The organism is Simiduia curdlanivorans, assembly GCF_030409605.1.
In the GTDB taxonomy this organism is placed as follows: domain Bacteria; phylum Pseudomonadota; class Gammaproteobacteria; order Pseudomonadales; family Cellvibrionaceae; genus Simiduia; species Simiduia curdlanivorans.
Genome location: NZ_JAUFQG010000004.1, coordinates 1,264,459 through 1,282,424, shown reverse-complemented (window position 1 = coordinate 1,282,424; position 17,966 = coordinate 1,264,459). Strand labels below are relative to the sequence as shown.

The window sequence follows — 17,966 nt, the reverse complement described above, 5'->3', positions numbered from 1 at the left end:
CTGTTATGGCGCAAACTTCCGTCATGAACAAATACCCCGCGCTTTGTATCAAATATCTTATGGCCTTCGCGCTTCTCTGTATGAGCGCTAACCCGAACGCCGGCGAAGCCAGCCAACAGCTCGAAGCCTCTTATTGGTTCCATCAAGACAGCGCCCAGGATTTAACGCCAGCGCCAGATAATAGTTACGCTCCGTTCACCCTGACAAAAGACGCAAAAGGCTATCAAATTCGCCTGTTGAAAAAACTCGCCGACTGGAGCCATCAGCACACCAATGGTCTCACGTTTAAAGTTGAACCGAACGCCTTTAACCAACAACACTCAGCCTTACAGATAAGCTTTTTCATTAACGCTGAACTGACCGAAACTCCTACCAACAGCCAGTTAAAAATCTGGTACCAAGAAAAGTTCGCGCCCCTGAATCTGGCAGATTTTGACGATGATCAGGCGCACTTGCTAATGACTTTTTGGACGCAGCGAGATGCAAATCAGGGCCGCTGGCGCAACGACTATCTGTTATCTATTGCCCCCAGCAAGTGGGGTAAACCGCTGTCATTCGAATTGCCCTTGGCGAGTTTTATCTGTAGTTACGAATTGAATTACCAGCGCACTATCGCTAGCGACCAAACAGCCTGCCCAACGAAAAGCTGGCAAGAACTTACCCTCGTCAATGAAACGCGCAACCAGAATGTCTTGCGCAATCTCAATAGCGTTGCATTTGAAAACCAAGCAATAGCCGAACACTATCGCGCTCTGCAGTTAAGTCAGTTACAGCTGTCGATCATTTCAAGCCAAGCAAAGGATTGAGCCGGGGTTTTATCACGCTATAATAGCGGTTTTATTAGTTTCTATTTGCCATGACCCAAACACCTTTATCCCCCGCCTACCTACAGCGCTTCGGCGGTGTTGCTCGACTCTATGGAATGGACGCTCTAGCTCAGCTGGCGCAGGCACATTTTGTGGTCATCGGCATTGGCGGTGTGGGTTCTTGGGCGGCGGAGGCCTTGGCGCGCACCGGTATCGGTCATATCACTCTCATCGATATGGATGAAGTCTGCGTCACCAACACCAATCGACAACTGCACACGCTGGCCAGCACGGTGGGGCAAGCAAAATCTGCGGTTATTGCCGAGCGCTTAAAGGGCATAAACCCCGAACTAAATGTGCAAATCATCGACGATTTTATTCAACCCGAAAACGTCGCCGAGCTCTTAAATAAGTCGCAAGACGTGGTCGTCGACTGTATCGACTCTGCCCATGTAAAAGCCGCAATTATCGGCTACTGTAAGCGCATAAAACTCACCGTTATCACGGTCGGCTCCTCCGGCGGAAAACTCGACCCGCGCCAGATTACCTCGCTCGATCTCGCCAAAACTACCAACGACCCACTGCTCGCGCGCACGCGCAATAATTTGCGTAGGAATTACAACTTTTCTCGCAACACGAAAAGAAATTTTTCCGTGGAAGCGATCTACTCCACCGAACAGTTAAAGTTCCCCACGCCCGAAGGCGGCGTTTGCACAAATAAATCGGCGTTAGGTGCAGAGGTCAAATTAGACTGTGGCGGCGGCCTGGGCGCCGTGACAATGGTAACAGCCAGCTTTGGTTTTGTTGCCTGCTCGCGCGCCATCGAGCGATTTTTGGCAAAAACTAGGCGTTAAGTGCCCGAACAGATTCGAGCACGCGGCTCACTAAAGCGGCAAAACCATTGTTGCGCGACGGCGCCAAATGGCGATCCAACTGCAAGCGAGTTAATAAATGCGCTAGATCCATCGACAATATATCCGCTTTAGCCGCGCCGTTTACCTGCGCCAATAACAAGGCCGCCAGCCCCTTGATAATGCGCGAATCGCCGTCGACCGAAAAATAAACGCGCTCTTCGCGCACGGCACAGAACAACCAAAGGGAGGTATCACAACCGCGCACCAGATATTCGTCCTGTCGCAGCCACGGTTTAACGCTCACGCTGTTGCCCCAGGTCATCAATAGCTTGTATTTTATCTGCCAGTTGCTGGCGCGCGCTAATGCAGCGGTATCCACGTCGCCAAACTCACTGACCAGCACCGAAGCATCCATCGTTTATCGACACTCGTTCATATTCAAGTAAGGTGCAAAATTAAGGTCGGTTATCCTACACTAGCCAATCACCGGCACCAATGTCGAATCCCGCCACCCATGAAGGCTCCAAATGATGCTAAAGGACACCAGCCATCGATATGGCGCACTCAGCCAATGTTTGCACTGGAGCAGTGCCATCTTAGTCATAGCACTGTTTAGTATCGGGCTTTGGATGGTAGAGCTCGGCTACTACGACAACTACTATCACCAAGCACCCGCACTGCACATCAGCTTGGGCATCCTGCTGTTTGGTCTCACCTTGGTGAGAATATTCTGGCGACTGTCGCAAGCCTCGCCCCAAGCCATTGTTGGAACCAGTAAGTGGCAGCATCAGTTGGCGCTTACTATCAAGTGGCTACTCCTAAGCTTACTTACACTACTTGCCATAACTGGCTATCTAATAACCAGCGCAGAAGGCGCAGGTGCGAGCTTTTTCGACTGGTTTACGATACCGTCTAGCATCCAATTAAGCAGCGCTAACGTAGATAGCGCCGGAGAATTACACGAATGGGGCGCTTGGCTGCTGATTGCCCTGGCGGTACTCCATGCCGGCGCAGCTTTCATGCATCACTTCATTAAAAAAGATGAAACCTTAACGCGCATGCTGCCATTCACCAAAAGCCATAACCGCGACACTTGATTAACACAACCTAAGGAAGCCCATGATGACAAATAACAACACCCTAAACGCCAGACCTAAGCTGCAACTGTTCAGCCGCAGCCTGCTCGCCGCAGCCGGTATCTGGCTAGCCGCCACGAGTGCACAAGCCGCCGATTACGTGATCGACACCAAAGGTGCCCACGCTAGCGTCAACTTCGCGATTCAACACTTGGGCTATAGCTGGCTCACCGGGCGCTTTAACGAATTCAGCGGCGAATTCAGTTACGATGCCGCCAACCCCGAAGCTAGCAAGATCAAGGTGGAGATCAATGTCGCAAGCGTCGACTCCAATCACGCCGAGCGCGATAAACACATTCGCAGCAAAGACTTTTTAAACACCGATAAACACCCAACAGCCACATTTGTTAGCACCGGCGTGAAAAATGCCAGCGCCGAAAAGTTTGATCTCGACGGCAATCTAACCTTCAACGGCGTGACCAAGCCAATCACCATTGCGGTGTCTAAAGTGGGTGAAGGCAAAGACCCCTGGGGCGGCTACCGCGCTGGATTTTCAGGTGAAATTACCCTTAAGCCGTCAGAGTTTGGCTTAACCTACAACTTGGGCCCGGCGTCTGAAACAGTAAAACTTTGGCTGAATGTTGAAGGTATTAAACAGTAAAAAAGGGCGTTCGTTTTGGCGCATTTAAAGCGCTAAAACCTAAACAAACGCTGGCCATTGGCGCGTACTTTCGCCGCTAATTGCGCCAGCGTTTCAGCCCGAAGTTGCGCCACAACCTGCGCAATCTCCAATAAATACTCTGGCCGATTATCCGCCCCCTGGCGCCCATGCACAGGCATAGAGGGCGCATCGGTTTCCAGCAAGAAGCTGTCACTTGGCAGGGCTTGTACCGTGGCTCGCGTTTTGTTCGCCCGCAGGTAGGTCACCACGCCTCCAACACCCAACAACAGGCCTCGGCGAATATACTCCTCCGCCATAGCAAGGCTGCCGTTAAAGCCGTGTACCACACCCACAATACCCCGGTGTCGATTCAACACGGCAACAAGCTCATTGTGCGCCTTGTACTGGTGCAAAATAACCGGCAGTGACTTTTCTCGCGCGAAGGCGAGCTGACTCTCGAGCCAAGGCACTTGCTTCGCAAGTGGCAGCGCAATCGCGCCATCCAGCCCGCACTCGCCGATAGCGACGCAGCCAGCATTTGCATAATGCGCTGCCAATGCGTCAATTAACATCGACGGGGTAAACATCGCCGGTTGCTTTTCTATCCACCAGGGGTGCAGCCCTACGGACCAAAAACTGCCCTCACCTAGGCCTGCCGCGCAGGCCTGAGCGCGCAGCCATTGCCCTGGCTCTAGGCCTGGAATCAGTGCACCGGCCACACCATGGGCTTGGGCAGTCAACCAGCGCTCGGCGCGCACACCATCGAAGGCAGGCAGATCAAAGTGACAATGGCTGTCGAACCAACGCTCCTTAAGCACACTGGCAACCCAATAGCTGAGGTAACGATTGCTTGAATCTATTAACCAAGAGCAATCGATAGAATAAATAGCCAAAAACTATCAAGTCTATTTTGTTAATTAATTTTTTAAATAACACTGTTTTCACCATACTAGCCCCACTGATTCAACAAACAGCTACAGCATAAACAGGAGTTAACCATGTTAGCCAACAAAGAAGGCCATAAAGTTCCAGACGTCACCTTCCGCACCCGGGTTGAAGGTGAGTGGAAATCCATCACCACGCAAGAGATTTTCAAAGGTAAGCGGGTGGTATTGTTCGCCTTACCGGGCGCGTTTACGCCTACTTGCTCAACCACACACTTGCCACGCTACAACGAGCTGGCGCCAACCTTAAAAGCCAACGGCATTGACGAACTCATTTGCCTAAGCGTTAACGACACCTTCGTCATGGAAGCCTGGGGCAAAGACTTGGACGCGGCTAATATCACCTTGCTACCCGATGGCAATGGCCACTTCAGCGCCGGCATGGGCATGCTAGTGGACAAAGAGGATTTAGGCTTCGGTAAGCGTTCGTGGCGCTATTCGATGCTGGTTAACGACGGCATCATTGAGAAAATGTTCATCGAGCCAGAAAAAGCCGGCGACCCCTTTGAAGTCTCTGACGCAGACACCATGCTAGATTTCATTAATCCAAGCGCCAAAAAGCCAGACCACGTAAGCGTATTTACCAAACCCGGTTGCCCACACTGTAAGCGCGCCAAACAATTACTGGCAAGCAAGGGTTTCACCTACGAGGAAGTTGCCTTGGGTAGCCATGGTCTAAGCTATGCCTCACTCAATGCCATTACTGGGCGCGGAACAACGCCACAAGTTTATATTAACGGCAAGCATATCGGTGGCGCCGACGAGTTAGAAGCTTACTTCAAAAAAGCCTAAGCACGGCCTAAACCGTTTGGAACAATTCGCCTGCACCTGCATCCAAAGGGCAGGCGAAGGGTGTACCAATACACCACGAAAAATGAACCGTTAACTATCCCCCTATTAACTGGAGTTAATAATGCAAACCCTCAGCACAGACGTCGCGATTATTGGTGCAGGTACCGCTGGCCTCGCCGCGTACCGCGCCGCACGCGAACATACCGACAAGGTTTTATTAATCGAAGGCGGCCCACATGGAACGACCTGTGCGCGAGTAGGTTGCATGCCCAGTAAATTATTAATTGCCGCGGCCGAACACGCGCACCACGCCAGCCATAACGGCGTGTTTGGCGTGGATTACGCGGCGCCGAAAATTGACGGTAAAAAAGTCATGCAACGGGTGCAAAAAGAGCGCGATCGCTTTGTCGGCTTCGTCCTCAAATCGGTCGACAGTTTTCCTGCGCAACACAAGATTTCAGGCTATGCCACTTTTGTTAATCAACAGCAGTTGCAGGTAGAGCAAGCCGACGGAACTCAGCTCACCATTAACGCGCACCGCATTGTCATCGCCACTGGGTCATCACCTTTCGTGCCTGAATTTTTAAAGAGTGCAGGCGACCGGCTGTTAATCAATGACGACTTGTTCGAATTAACCGACCTACCTCAATCAGTGGCGGTTTTTGGCCCTGGCGTCATCGGCCTTGAGTTAGGCCAGGCTTTGTCTCGCTTAGGTGTGAAGGTGGTAATGTTTGGCGCCTCTGGCAGCCTTGGGCCACTGCAAGACGAGAAAATTCGAGATTACGCACATGCTCAATTTAACCAAGAGTTTTATCTAGACTCGGCCGCCAAAGTTGAGCACATATCTCACCAGGGTAACAGCGTTCAGGTGCGCTACCAGCACCGAGACAAGGGCTTGATCAGCGAGAGTTTTGACTACCTTCTCGCCGCCACTGGCCGACGTGCCAACCTGACGCAGTTACGCATAGAAAACGCCGACTTGACGCTCGATGACCTCGGTGTTCCCGTGCACGACCGCTACACAGGTCAATGTGGCCAGAGCCCCATTTTTATTGCCGGCGACGTATCAAACGCGATACCGCTGCTGCACGAAGCGGCGGACGAAGGAAAAATTGCGGGCGATAACGCCGGTCGGTCACTCAAGAATGCTGCCGACGTGCGCGCCGGCTTGCGCCGCACCCCCATAGGCGTTGTATTCACCGAACCGCAGATCGCCACAGTCGGTCTATCACTGCCGCAACTTAAACAGCGCGGCGAACACTGTTACGCCATTGGCGAAGTAAGCTTTGAAGACCAAGGTCGGTCCCGGGTTATGCACAAAAATATAGGCTTATTGCGCGTATATGGCGAGCAAGGAACCGGTTTATTGTTAGGCGCAGAAATGTTTGGCCCTGCGGCCGAGCACATCGCCCACCAATTGGCGTGGGTGATACAAATGCGCATGACCGTACCGCAAATTTTGGATCTACCCTTTTATCACCCCGTGATTGAAGAAGGGGTGCGCACAGCGCTGCGGGATTTAAACCACCAATTACACATTGGCCCAGAGATGGTAGAGAAGTGTTTGGATTGCGGGCCGGGTGCATGAGCCTAGCGCCACAGCATTTTAATCAATAGCCACTTGGTTCAAGCTATTTTAACTTAAGATGTTTAAAACGTAAAAAGCCCCGCAATTGCAGGGCTTTTTACTTAGACTGAGTTGCAACCTACTGGCGGTCAAACATTAATAAATTCTCCGTGCGATCGAAGACTAAATACTGGGATAGATCTTGCCCGGTTTTGATATCGCTAGTCATTTTGTTTAAATAGGGCTCTGCATCTTTTTCCGACGGGGCAATCGGGCCCTTACCACTGAGACCGGCAACAAACATCATGTCCCATTCAGGGCTAATCGAGTCCGCTTCGGCCACTAAAGCTTTGAAACTTTTTATGTCAGCCGGCAATTTGTCCACGCACATGACCGGTGACAGTGTACCGCGCTCCGACTGCTGATCAGGGCTTTTACCTTCGGATTCCGCCGAGGCAAAAAGCAGCAACATACGCTGGGCATCTTTTTGCTCTGACGCCATCCGGATTAAATCGGAAAAGTTGTTAATCATAATACCCAATGCCCAAACGCTAACAAGATTGAGCGCCTATTTTGCAGAGTGCCTTTGGGGGCTGCCTTGACCTGCATCAACTGATCGGCAAACGCCATTGGCGCAGACTATTGAGGGAAAGCCTCGCCCAAGGGTCTTTATCTAAACGGAGGATTCGATGAAAACACGATTGATCGCACTCGCACTCAGCTTTTGTGGCCTACTGCTTGGCTGTAACCAAGCCCCAGCACCCAGCCATGAGATAGCCAGTTTCACCCAAAATATGCAGGCACAAGCAGGCCTGATTCCCATCTACTACGCCCCCGACACTGGCAAAGTGTATTTGGAAGTGGCGAAAACCTCGCCCGAATATATCTATTACTTCAGCTTACCGCAGGGTTTAGGCTCCAACGATATCGGCCTAGACCGCGGCCAATTGATGGATCTCAACACCAAGTTGGTTAGATTCGAAACAGTGGGCGACAAGGTGTTATTGCGGCAGTTAAACACCTATTATCGAGCCGATTCCAGTAATGCCTTGGAGCAACAATCGGTACAAGAAGCTTTCGCCAGCTCGGTACTCTGGGGCTTTCCGGTGGTGGCTCGCAACGACTCCCATGTATTGGTGGACGCCACGGAGTTCGCCCTGCGCGACAGCCATGGTGTTGCACGCCGATTAAAACAGACCAAACAAGGTGATTTCCGTTTGGATAGCTCGCGCTCTGCCATCTATCTGCCGCGCACCAAGGCCTTCCCAACCAATACCGAAATTGAAGCGACGGTCAGCTTCACCGGCGAAGAGCCGGGGCAATTCGTTCAAGACGTTAGCCCAGATGCCTATGCCATTAGCCTGCGCATGCACCATAGCTTTGTCGCCTTGCCAGACGCCGGTTACACACCCCGACCCTTTCACCCCCAAAGTGGTTTCTGGTCTTTCGAATACAAAGACTATGCCGCCGCCATTGAAGAGGATATGACCAAACGCTTTATTCCTCGCCATCGGTTAACTAAGAAAGACCCTTCAGCCGAGCTCAGCGAAGCCGTAAAACCCATTATTTACTATTTAGACCCAGGCACACCTGAACCGGTGCGCACCGCCTTGCTAGACGGCGGCCGCTGGTGGAACCAAGCCTTTGAAGCAGCTGGCTACAAAGACGCCTTCCAAATAAAAATATTACCCGAAGATGCCGATCCCTTAGATGCGCGCTACAACGTCATTCAATGGGTGCACAGAGCCACTCGTGGTTGGTCCTACGGTTACGGCTTAACCGACCCGCGCACCGGCGAAATTATCAAAGGCCACGTAACCTTAGGCTCGCTGCGGGTGCGCCAAGATTATTTAATTGCCCAAGGGATGACAGCGCCCTTCACCACCGACAACGCAGACACACAAGCACAATCGGCCATGGCCTTGGCGCGAATTCGGCAGTTGTCGGCCCATGAAATTGGCCACACCCTAGGCATAGCCCACAACTTTGCCGCCAGTAATAAAGATCGCGCCTCGGTGATGGATTACCCGCATCCCCTATTCGAGCTCACCGGTGAAAATAAAATAACCTTAAGTAACGCCTATGCCGAGAATATTGGCGCTTGGGACAAGCGCGTTATTCAATACGGCTACGGCGATTTTGCCGACCAACAGGCGCGACTGGATTTTATTGATCAATCGCGCGCGCAAGGCTTTACCTTTATATCAGACCCAGACAGCCGCAGCGCCAGCGATACCCACGCCAGCTCAAGCCTTTGGGATAATGGCGCAGACGCGGTTGCAGAGCTAAGCAAAGTAATCGCGTTACGCAAAGTCGCGCTGGAAAATTTTAATCAAAATGCCTTAGCCCCTAACCGACCCTTTTCAGACCTCGAAGAAATCCTAGTACCGATTTATTTTTTTCATCGCTATCAAGCTGAAGCAGCTGGCAAATGGATAGGCGGGCTCGAGTACAATTATGGCGTGAAAGGCGATGCGGCGAATTTAGTACACGAGCCCATTGCCGCTGCGCGCCAATTAAAGGCCATAGACGCGCTGTTGGGCACCTTGGAGCCGGCGTTTTTGCAGCTACCAAAAACCATTGAGGCACTGATTCCGCCCAAAGCTTACGGCTACAGTAAAACCCGCGAAAGCACTCAAGGCTATACCGGTACGGTTCTCGATCCAGTGTCGATGGCTGAGGCAAGCGTCAACCACAGCCTCGATATTCTCATCGCGCCCGAGCGCCTCGCGCGCCTCAACTGGCAACACATCGATATGCAAACTCTACCCAATGCAGAAAAATTAATGGCGCAAGTTTGGCAACGTCTAAGCGAAAAATCTAACTCTGCGCCAATCATACAAGAGCGAGCTCAGACCGCTTATGTCAATAAAATTGGTGCTTTATTGGTAGCCAAAGCAGCCCCGGAAGTGAAAGCAGCAGCACTCAAAACCTTGAACAAGATTGTCAAAGATTCAGACCTAAAAGGTGCAAACGAGACTACCCAAGGGCAATGGTTAAGCGCGCTGGCGCGTCAGAAAATAGGTAAATTAACCACTGATGGCGATGATGCCGGAAAAATGCCGCCGGGCTCACCTATTTAAATTCCACAGGTATACCAGCCGCACCATAAATAATGGCCGCTACATGCGGCCATTATTATCACTTGTCAGGCGGCTACTGGCTAATTTTTAAACGATAGCCATCTGTTGCAGAAGCATCCGCTTCAAAGGTCAACAAATAGTTTTCACCGGCTAGCACTTCAAAGTCCAACGAATCACCAAATTGATGGCGGGTACTGACAACAGTGACTGTCCCGTCCTCATTCGTAACTGACGCAGTCGTTGAGTAGGTTAAATAAAGCACATAGTTTGCGACCGGCATACTGAAGTTTCGCTGACTACCAAACTCCAGATTGGTCAAATTATATTTTGATGTCGGCGCTACAACTAAATTGCCTTCGCCATCAACCGCTTCAAACACCTCACCTGCATCTTCATTAACAAAGTGCAATATCAATGGGTCCGCCACTAACACCGTCTCACCAGAAGATGTTTCCACCTCAACTTGTTTAACCCCTAGATGAACATAGTTAACATGTGATTCGTATAAACGCGGCCTCAGAGGTTGGGACAGGAGAAAATCGAGCAAAACTACATCGTTACCAGTTGCCAACACGTTCTCCAGAAAGAACAGTATCGAATTCGAGCCAGAAGCAAGCTTTCTACCCTCCTCCCGTTGGTAATGGACAACATCCGGGTTAGCTGCGGCCGTTAGTTCCACATCATACTCGCCACCCGCGAGGCTTTGGACATCGCTCAAGGTACTGGCCGCCAAGCCTGAAATCGTATGGGTTTCTGATGCCCCCGTGAGGATCACGTCGACATTATTTAAGTCTGTAATACTGTTATAAGCGCGAATCTTGGTAGGCGCTGGGTTCAATTGATCCTGATAGCTGTACACAAAACTCGAGCCCGAGACTTGATCTAATACCACGGTGCTGGCATCACCATAACCCAGTTCGCGCAACATAAGAAAATAGGTATTTGCTTTAACGAAGGGCACGACATCGGTAGTTAAAATCCGATTGCCCGAGTCCACGTCCACCGCGAAAAATATATAATTGCCTTCGCTAAGCGTGCTTGGCTCAGAGCGGCCGCCATCGCCGAGGGTGACTAAAAATTGCGCCTCGTCAAAAGTGCCGCCTTCGGCGACGTAATACAGTTCAATTTGTCCGCGCGCCTCCGTGACGTTGAATACCGTAATGCCGAATTCGCCACTGTTATAGGGCGTAGGTGGAACGTAGCGATACTCCGTCAGCTCGGGTGCAGAATAATCACCTGTCATGAGCCAAAAACTGTGTTCATCTTTAATAACAGTGACATCGCGCTCGAACAACGCAATTTTCTCGCCTGGGTTGGCAGGATCAGCGCGCTCAATCGACAAGGCGTAATCAGCCGGAGTCACCGCCGTTATAGCCGACGCATCGCCGTATTCAGCCTTTGATACAAGGCTCGTATTCGTCTCAGACGTGGTAGTGGTGATGACAAAATCCGTCACCGAAGAGTTGGGCGAGGCATTGTAAAACTGTAGATAACCAGCATCGGCCGCCCTTTGACTATTACTATTGCTATCCGAGCAAGCTGCAACTAAAGCAGCCAAACAGGCTAACAACACGGCACCAAATTGACGCCCACGGCCACGAGAGTGAAGAGTTTCCATATGCTGATTTCGACCCAGAATTAAATAACGGGGGATTATTTCAACTCTTGGGACTGCTGAACACCCTTTTAGTTCAGAAACAGCAAGTTTTCTTGGTTTTGCTTGGCACCCCTGGGAAAACTGGGAGATAAAGACTTCGCAGGTTGTTTTAGGTTGTTTTTTGACCAGCGCCTTGTCTGCCCCCAAATACAAGCTATCGACACACGAAGGCCACCGCCCAGCGACCCTCGTGCAGGTTTAGAACTACTGGACCACACTAATACGATAACCACCGTATGCCGAACTGTCCGGTTCTAATATCAACATGTAATTGGTGTTGGCCTCTAACTCCAGATAGATATCATCAACTAACGCCTGCTCTACCCCATCGTCGTCGGTGTAGGTAATGTAGACCGCATAGTCACCAGATACCAAGGTAAAATTGCGTACTTTCGCAAAATCCACACCGGTTAAGACTTGCGCTGCAGACTCCAGGGTTTCTCCCTCGGCCTCGTTCACGAAATATGCTTTTAGCAAGTAGCGATCGCCATCTGAGTCCAACTTATTAGCGAAGCTCAACAAGTTAATATCGTGTTCATATACACGCTCTCGAACATCTTGGCTAAAGACCAAGGCGCTAACGACATTGCTGGTACTCTTGTAAAACACCACATTTTTGGAAGCACCAGAGGCGAGTGATACCAGCTTGTTTTCTATGTACTTGTTGGTTGGATTGCCCACTTCGGTCATAGCTAAGGTGTAATCACCGAAGGGCATGGTTTGAAATTCAGACGCACTGTCAAAATCAATGGCTGAAAAACTCGGATTCTCAGCGCGACCGGTAAGCAGTATATCCACCGAGCCCAGCTCATCAATGCTGTTATACACGCGCAACTGCGCCGCATTATTTTCATTCGTATAGTTATACACAAAGGTAGAAGTGGTAACTTGATCTAAGGAAATGGTTCCGTCGGTGCTCTCATCATCATCGCGCAGCACGACAAAATAAGTTTTAGCTTCAACAAAAGGCACCTCGGCCGTAGACAAAATAAGCTCGCCGCTGTCTACCTCAATCACATGAAAGGTATAGTCACCCTCTTCAAGATCAAAGGTTGCGGACTGCTCTCTCGCTCCTAACGTGGTTAAGTAGCTAGCCTCATCAAAGCTGCCATCCTCGGGCGCATAGTAGATCTCAAGCTGACTCGAACTCGAGGTGAAATTGTAAGCCATCAGCTCAAACTGATCGTCTTCGAAATCGTCTGAGGGTTCATAGTCGTAAGCAACTAACTCAGGTGCGGTGAAATCGCCAAACATCGCCCAAAGGGTATAGTCATCTTTACTAATGGTTAGGTCTTGCTCCACCACAACCACATTATTGCTCGCATCACTGGTATCAGCGCGCTCGAGGGTGAGGGTGTAATCATCTAACTCTATTGCAGCTAATGCCGTCACATCACCGTAGGGCGCCGAGCCAACTAATTCATCGTCTAAGCGAAATTGGGTGGTGGAAGAGTTAGACGATGCATTATAAAACTGTAAATAGCCGCGGTCGTCGACGCTGGTGCTATCGTCATCGTCGTCACAGGCCACCAACATCAACGGCATTAGGGCAAGTAGGGAGATTCGCGCCAACCACTTACGCGTATGAATTATGTCTAACATCGTCACTACCACCTCAGGAAAAATTTCAGAAGCGGCAATCTATCAAGAGATTGTGATTCAATCAGTCAACATGGATTAGCTTTTGTCTAGTAATGTAAACAATTGTAAAGTCTCGTCGGTGCGCCGATTGCCTTACAAGCGCCCTATCTGCTCTAGATAAAAAAATGGCGAGCACAAGGCTCGCCAAATAGAGCAAAATTACCTTAATTCATTTTAATTTGGCGCACAAACTCCGCTAACAAACGTCGGCTGTACGGCGCTTTCACCGGCGGCTTTTGTGATTTGCACCCCAAAGCTAGCCGTTTGCCCAGCAGGAATATACTTATTCCAACTCAAGGCCGTCGCCTGGTAGGGATTGGCGCCAGTTAAGGTCGCATTCCACGAACTCGCGACACGGTTACCGTTGGCATATTGCCAGCCCAGGGTCCAGTCGTTAACTGCGCTCGCACCTCGGTTATTAATCCGAATGGTGGCCACCGCACCCGTGTTCCATTCATTCTCCACGACGTACTCACAGCTGATATCGCTGCTTGGCAAAGCACTCACACTGACAGCTTGTTGGACGCTATCAGTTAAGTTGCCATCAGAAACCGTCAGGCTAACGTCATAGGTTCCGGCGACTGCATAAGCATGTACAACATGAACACCTTGGCCAACATTGCCATCGCCAAAATCCCACGCGTAGCTCAGTGTATCCCCATCCGGATCAGAAGAATCATGCGCATGTAGCGTCGCTTCCAAGCCATTAGTCGACGCCATAAAGCTTGCCACCGGTGCCGAGTTTTCCGCCTTTACGGTGATAGAAACCGTAGCGGGTGCCGAACTTAGGTTGTCGTTATCGATAGCCACAAAGGCAAAGGCATCGGCACCGCTGTAGTTAACATTTGGCGTATAAACGCGGCTAGCACCCGTGCCAGTAACGACGCCGTGCTCGGGCTGTGACGTCACGCTGTAATCGATAACTTGCCCGTCGGCATCGGTGGCCACTAAGGTAATGGCCGCACTGCCATTTTTCTCCAATGTCACCGTTTGATTTTGCGCGCTAGGTGGCGTTGGTCCGGTCGAGTAAGCCAGATCCATACAGCCGTGGAAGCGCTCATAGGTAAAGTAGTTTCTACCCCACTCGCCGTACACCACATGATGCCCAGATCGCTCTGGTAGCTGACAGCTGGTATGAAAAAGCGTGTTAGCTTTATCGGCTACCACCAAGGGGTTGGCAGTAGGGTTTTTGTCGTCATAATTCAGAACACAAAAGGCTTCCGTCTCAAAATCATCCCAGGTTAATTTTTTATTCGAGTCAAAAACAAACCCTGGCTTAGTAATCCAGTAGCGAAACTCCTCGGTGTCATCAAAGTGCGGGCCCCAGGAAATATTCCAAGTAAACACTTTTTCACCGGCAACCACCGGCGTGGTGGGCCAGTTGGTCGCCGTGTCCCAGGGCGTAGCTCCGCCATTCCACACTTCGCTATCGAAACCACAAACGTTGCTAGGCAAGGGCGTCACACCTTTGCGACCCACGTCGTGGCTTAACACGCTCATAAATTGATAGCCGCCGTTGGAATCATTGGCAAAGGCATCCACACAAGCTTGTGTGGTGGCCTGGTCAGGCTTTTCTTGTAAACCACATTTGGCGTTGCGCGCCGGCGGGTCAACCATCAAACCATGACCAAGGGCAATGGAAGAAACACCTAGCGACGTTAATAGCACGGCCGATGACAGCAAGCCTTTTTTCATTTGACTGTACATATTTTTTCTCCATTAAAAAGGCCCAGCGAAAAGCTGGGCCATTCATTTACTGGCAAACAGCACCAGTGACAGTGGGTACCGGCGCGGCTTGGCCGTTAGGCTTTGTGCCTTGAATGCCGAATTCAACATACTGGCCAGGTTGAATGGTGTTGTTCCAACCGGCAGATGTGGCGGTGTAGGGGTTATTACCCACGACTGTTGCATTCCAACCATTGGTGCGGGCAACACCGGCTGGGTAGCTCCAGGTTACCGACCAGTTTGACACCGGCGCGCTGGTGGTATTGGTCAACCGAATGTTGGCAACAAAGCCGGTATTCCATTGATCGGCGACGATGTAATCACAACTAACACCGGGCGTTGGCGCAGTCACCGAAACGCTTTTGCTCGTTACGTTAGTATCGATGCCATCGGATACGGTTAGCTGAACGGCGTAGCTTCCGGCCGCCGCAAAGGTGTGACTTGCGGTCTTGCCCGACTTACTCACGCCGGCAAAATCCCAGCTGTAGGTCAGCGCATCGCCGTCGGCATCCGATGATGCCGAGCCATCAACATTGACAGTTAAGCCACTGCTTACCGATGTAAACGAAGCCACAGGCGGCGTATTCGCCGGTGGCGTAACCGCGTTTAAAGTGAGGCTGGCCGAGGCACTTAAATCTGCACCACTCGCATCTTGCGCAATTAGCTCAACTAAAAAGCTGCCCGTACTTGTGGGCGCGGTAATGCTAACAGTCGACCCGGTAACTCCGGTGGCAACCTGGCCCCCATTGACCAACACTTTTACACTCGCGGCATTGGCCAGCGTGAAACTCACCGGCACCAATGCGCCGGTATACACTTGGGCATTATTGTTGGGCGAAGATATTGCAACCGAAGGCACAATAGGCTCCGTTACCGTAACGGAAACGGTGGCTTCATTTGAAACCGCGCCGCTGTTATCGGTGGCGGTGTAGGTGAAGCTATCCACGCCAAAAAAACCTGCTGCAGGAGTATAGGTTCGCACCGCGCCGGTGCCCGCAAGGCTACCGTTTGCAGGGCTAGCTACTTGGTAGGATGCAATGGTGCCGTCACTATCTGCAGCCGAAAGCGTAACTTGGACCGCCGTATTTTGCTGCGTGGTCACTGCGACATTTTGCGCGCTAGGTGCGCAATTGATGCCGGTGCCAGCGCCGCAAGGTGGGGTTGGCTCAGAGCCCCAAATAAGCGCTGTATCGTTATACATCGCAATTTTAGGCGCCTGCTTATCCGCGTTGGTGTAGCTGTCCCAAGACGGGTCGCCAGCGTTCACCCAATCCGCCGAGTCACCCGTGGTGGGTAGCGACAAGCGAAATTGCACTTCTTTCTTGTGATCCGACTGACCGCCGGGAAAAATATCCACACCGGTAAAGTCGATCTCGGTGTAATAGATATCATCTGCCGCATTGCCCCAAGGTTTTAGCTGAGACACACTCGTCGCCTGACTGTAAGCAGCCGTCACTTTCACGTCAGCCACTGAGTATCCCTTTGCTTTTTCGGCAGTTAAATCGACAAAGTAACGGAATTTTAATTTATCGGTATTCGCCGCAGGCCATGCCGAGCGGTTATACACCTTGGCTGAAATTTCCACATGGCGTGGGCCAGTGGCATTGGTTTTCGCTTCAACAAAATATTCTAAATCGCGAACTTCTGGCGCGGGGAATTGATTCTCTGCGATGGGTGAGCCGCCAAAATCCATATACAAGCGCGCGACCGCACCAGTGAAGCCTGCGTTGTAATCGGTTGCCACCTCGTTGGCAATATAGTCGCCACGGTCATCGACATAACTGTCACCCGTGCCTGGGCCACCAACCAAAGCGCCGACCAATAGATGGCGACTCTCGGTGGGCACCGTTAAGCTATCGGCCCAAGTCCCATGTGCGCCGCGGTGATGGGGGTTCTTCGGGCCGTTGGCCGAGGTGCCAATTTGATAGGAAATACCCATGGGGTTATCGCCCAAAATATATTCCAACTGGCTAACAGCAAAGTTGTAATAGGTGCTAACACGGCTATCGCTCGGGTTCACTGACTTCAAATAGTCGGAGTAAATTAACGCGATAAAGGATGTGTTAGAGGCGTAGCGGGTAGCGCCCCAAGTATCTAATTGGGCCAAGCCACCCGGCGTGTATTTCACCTTGGCGCCCTGGTAACCTGTGGTCCAATAATCCAACCAGCGCTCCGCATCGGCCTTGTACTTAGCCTCACCGGTTAATTGCGCCATCAATACATAAGAACCGTAACCTTTATCATCCCAAGCGTGTGTCCACTTGTAAGATCTAACTGTAGATTGCTGCTCGGTATTTAAACTGTCGTAAGCGGTAACCGCTGCATCTAAATAGCTTTGTTCGCCGGTGGCGCGATGCAACCAGATAGCCGACCACACCAATTCATCGTTGTAACCACTCCACGAATTGTAGAAACCGGAGGCGTCGGTAATACAGGCGCTGTATTTACCCTTGTAGGTATTGGCGAAGCTATAGAGCTGCTTAGCGTGGTTAATTAAATTTGCAGAGTAAGCTGGATCATCGGTTTTAAACACCATCGCAATGGCGGATAGTGCCGCGGCCGTCTCACCCGCTAAATCAGAACCAGGGCAAGAAGCATCGACTTTAAAAGCGGGTCTATTACTCGCTGCGCGGCTGGTTAAATGTACAACCTCTGGCGAACCCCACCAGGCGTGGTCTGCGCTACCCGAACCCACCTGGCCGTATAATTCATTCGGCGCGGTATGGGCGCTAACAAAATAATCTGCCACAAAGCGCAAGTTATTTTTGATGTGAGCCATTTGACCTGATTGGGTATAGGCCTGCGGATATTCAATAACACCCCACGCCAACATGGTAGCTGAGGCGGCCATGGGAAAGCCAAACTTCACGTGGTCGCCGGCATCGAACCAGCCGCCGGACAAATCTTTTCCAACGTCTGAACCGTCGTCTAGCACGGAATCACCGCGCCATTCGACACGGTTCCAAGCCGGTAATTTACCCGCTTGCTGCGCCTCGTAAAAATAAATCGATTTTTGCAACGCCTCACCATAGTTTGGCGCCGCTAGGGTATTTGCCGAACAAAAAGCTACCGCACTAAAGAGTGCTGTTTTGATAAATGTCTTTTTCATGAAATGAATCTCGCTTAAAGCCCGCTGAAACGTCAGCGGGCGATGTAGAGG

14 protein-coding genes are annotated in these 17,966 nt (G+C 51.1%); 7 read left to right on the top strand and 7 right to left on the bottom strand.

The window, feature by feature from the left end:
- Positions 1-23 precede the first annotated feature (23 nt).
- Positions 24-806 carry a hypothetical protein gene (locus QWY82_RS05855; protein ID WP_290260619.1) on the top strand — a complete coding sequence of 261 codons (783 nt, stop codon included), beginning with the start codon at positions 24-26 and terminating at the stop codon, positions 804-806.
- A 50-nt stretch (positions 807-856) separates the two neighbouring features.
- Positions 857-1,660, top strand: coding sequence for a tRNA cyclic N6-threonylcarbamoyladenosine(37) synthase TcdA (gene tcdA / locus QWY82_RS05850; RefSeq protein ID WP_290260618.1), 804 nt, complete (start codon positions 857-859; stop codon positions 1,658-1,660).
- Here the strand turns inward: tcdA and QWY82_RS05845 are convergent.
- Positions 1,650-2,075 carry a SufE family protein gene (locus QWY82_RS05845; protein ID WP_290260616.1) on the bottom strand — a complete coding sequence of 142 codons (426 nt, stop codon included), beginning with the start codon at positions 2,073-2,075 and terminating at the stop codon, positions 1,650-1,652. The two genes, tcdA and QWY82_RS05845, sit on opposite strands and share 11 nt — an antisense overlap.
- A 112-nt stretch (positions 2,076-2,187) precedes the next feature.
- Here QWY82_RS05845 and QWY82_RS05840 point away from each other — a divergent pair, with 112 nt between their 5' ends.
- Together QWY82_RS05840 and QWY82_RS05835 are read left to right on the top strand one after the other, a co-directional pair.
- Entirely contained in the window at positions 2,188-2,757 is a 570-nt protein-coding gene (locus tag QWY82_RS05840; RefSeq protein ID WP_290260615.1) for a cytochrome b, read from the top strand.
- Positions 2,758-2,779: 22 nt separating this feature from the next.
- Complete coding sequence (locus tag QWY82_RS05835; RefSeq protein WP_290260614.1) at positions 2,780-3,397, top strand: YceI family protein; 618 nt, start codon at positions 2,780-2,782, stop codon at positions 3,395-3,397.
- 32 nt (positions 3,398-3,429) lie between these two features.
- On the opposite strand, the gene QWY82_RS05830 is transcribed toward QWY82_RS05835, so the two are convergent.
- Positions 3,430-4,290: a TatD family hydrolase gene (locus QWY82_RS05830; RefSeq protein ID WP_290260613.1), complete on the bottom strand. Its 861-nt coding sequence runs from the start codon at positions 4,288-4,290 to the stop codon at positions 3,430-3,432.
- 105 nt (positions 4,291-4,395) lie between these two features.
- On the opposite strand from QWY82_RS05830, the gene QWY82_RS05825 reads away from it, so the two are divergent.
- Positions 4,396-5,133, top strand: coding sequence for a glutathione peroxidase (locus QWY82_RS05825; protein WP_290260612.1), 738 nt, complete (start codon positions 4,396-4,398; stop codon positions 5,131-5,133).
- Positions 5,134-5,254: 121 nt separating this feature from the next.
- Positions 5,255-6,721 (top strand): dihydrolipoyl dehydrogenase, encoded by a 1,467-nt coding sequence (locus QWY82_RS05820; RefSeq protein WP_290260611.1) that lies wholly within the window; start codon positions 5,255-5,257, stop codon positions 6,719-6,721.
- 118 nt (positions 6,722-6,839) lie between these two features.
- Here QWY82_RS05820 and QWY82_RS05815 read toward each other — a convergent pair whose 3' ends face one another.
- Positions 6,840-7,232, bottom strand: a complete 393-nt coding sequence (locus QWY82_RS05815) for a ribonucleotide reductase subunit alpha (RefSeq protein WP_290260609.1) — start codon at positions 7,230-7,232, stop codon at positions 6,840-6,842.
- 157 nt (positions 7,233-7,389) lie between these two features.
- On the opposite strand from QWY82_RS05815, the gene QWY82_RS05810 reads away from it, so the two are divergent.
- Positions 7,390-9,783 carry a zinc-dependent metalloprotease gene (locus QWY82_RS05810; protein WP_290260608.1) on the top strand — a complete coding sequence of 798 codons (2,394 nt, stop codon included), beginning with the start codon at positions 7,390-7,392 and terminating at the stop codon, positions 9,781-9,783.
- A 73-nt stretch (positions 9,784-9,856) separates the two neighbouring features.
- Here the strand turns inward: QWY82_RS05810 and QWY82_RS05805 are convergent, their stop codons facing one another.
- The 4 genes from QWY82_RS05805 to QWY82_RS05790 form a co-directional block, all read right to left on the bottom strand.
- The gene (locus QWY82_RS05805; RefSeq protein WP_290260607.1) at positions 9,857-11,401 is read right to left on the bottom strand and encodes a hypothetical protein; all 1,545 of its coding nucleotides are present in this window, start codon (positions 11,399-11,401) and stop codon (positions 9,857-9,859) included.
- Positions 11,402-11,644: 243 nt separating this feature from the next.
- On the bottom strand, positions 11,645-13,042 hold the full coding sequence (locus tag QWY82_RS05800) for a DUF4397 domain-containing protein (RefSeq protein ID WP_290260606.1): 1,398 nt from the start codon (positions 13,040-13,042) through the stop codon (positions 11,645-11,647).
- A 213-nt stretch (positions 13,043-13,255) separates the two neighbouring features.
- On the bottom strand, positions 13,256-14,788 hold the full coding sequence (locus QWY82_RS05795) for a lytic polysaccharide monooxygenase (protein WP_290260605.1): 1,533 nt from the start codon (positions 14,786-14,788) through the stop codon (positions 13,256-13,258).
- A 46-nt stretch (positions 14,789-14,834) separates the two neighbouring features.
- Positions 14,835-17,915, bottom strand: coding sequence for a glycoside hydrolase family 9 protein (locus QWY82_RS05790; RefSeq protein ID WP_290260604.1), 3,081 nt, complete (start codon positions 17,913-17,915; stop codon positions 14,835-14,837).
- Positions 17,916-17,966 lie beyond the last annotated feature (51 nt).

Bases quoted from the DNA above. Each gene is read 5' to 3' on its own strand.
- QWY82_RS05855 (WP_290260619.1), top strand. From the start codon at position 24: ATGAACAAATACCCCGCGCTTTGTATCAAATATCTTATGGCCTTCGCG.
- tcdA (WP_290260618.1), top strand. From the start codon at position 857: ATGACCCAAACACCTTTATCCCCCGCCTACCTACAGCGCTTCGGCGGT.
- QWY82_RS05845 (WP_290260616.1), bottom strand. From the start codon at position 2,075: ATGGATGCTTCGGTGCTGGTCAGTGAGTTTGGCGACGTGGATACCGCT.
- QWY82_RS05840 (WP_290260615.1), top strand. From the start codon at position 2,188: ATGATGCTAAAGGACACCAGCCATCGATATGGCGCACTCAGCCAATGT.
- QWY82_RS05835 (WP_290260614.1), top strand. From the start codon at position 2,780: ATGATGACAAATAACAACACCCTAAACGCCAGACCTAAGCTGCAACTG.
- QWY82_RS05825 (WP_290260612.1), top strand. From the start codon at position 4,396: ATGTTAGCCAACAAAGAAGGCCATAAAGTTCCAGACGTCACCTTCCGC.
- QWY82_RS05820 (WP_290260611.1), top strand. From the start codon at position 5,255: ATGCAAACCCTCAGCACAGACGTCGCGATTATTGGTGCAGGTACCGCT.
- QWY82_RS05815 (WP_290260609.1), bottom strand. From the start codon at position 7,232: ATGATTAACAACTTTTCCGATTTAATCCGGATGGCGTCAGAGCAAAAA.
- QWY82_RS05810 (WP_290260608.1), top strand. From the start codon at position 7,390: ATGAAAACACGATTGATCGCACTCGCACTCAGCTTTTGTGGCCTACTG.
- QWY82_RS05805 (WP_290260607.1), bottom strand. From the start codon at position 11,401: ATGGAAACTCTTCACTCTCGTGGCCGTGGGCGTCAATTTGGTGCCGTG.
- QWY82_RS05800 (WP_290260606.1), bottom strand. From the start codon at position 13,042: ATGTTAGACATAATTCATACGCGTAAGTGGTTGGCGCGAATCTCCCTA.
- QWY82_RS05795 (WP_290260605.1), bottom strand. From the start codon at position 14,788: ATGTACAGTCAAATGAAAAAAGGCTTGCTGTCATCGGCCGTGCTATTA.
- QWY82_RS05790 (WP_290260604.1), bottom strand. From the start codon at position 17,915: ATGAAAAAGACATTTATCAAAACAGCACTCTTTAGTGCGGTAGCTTTT.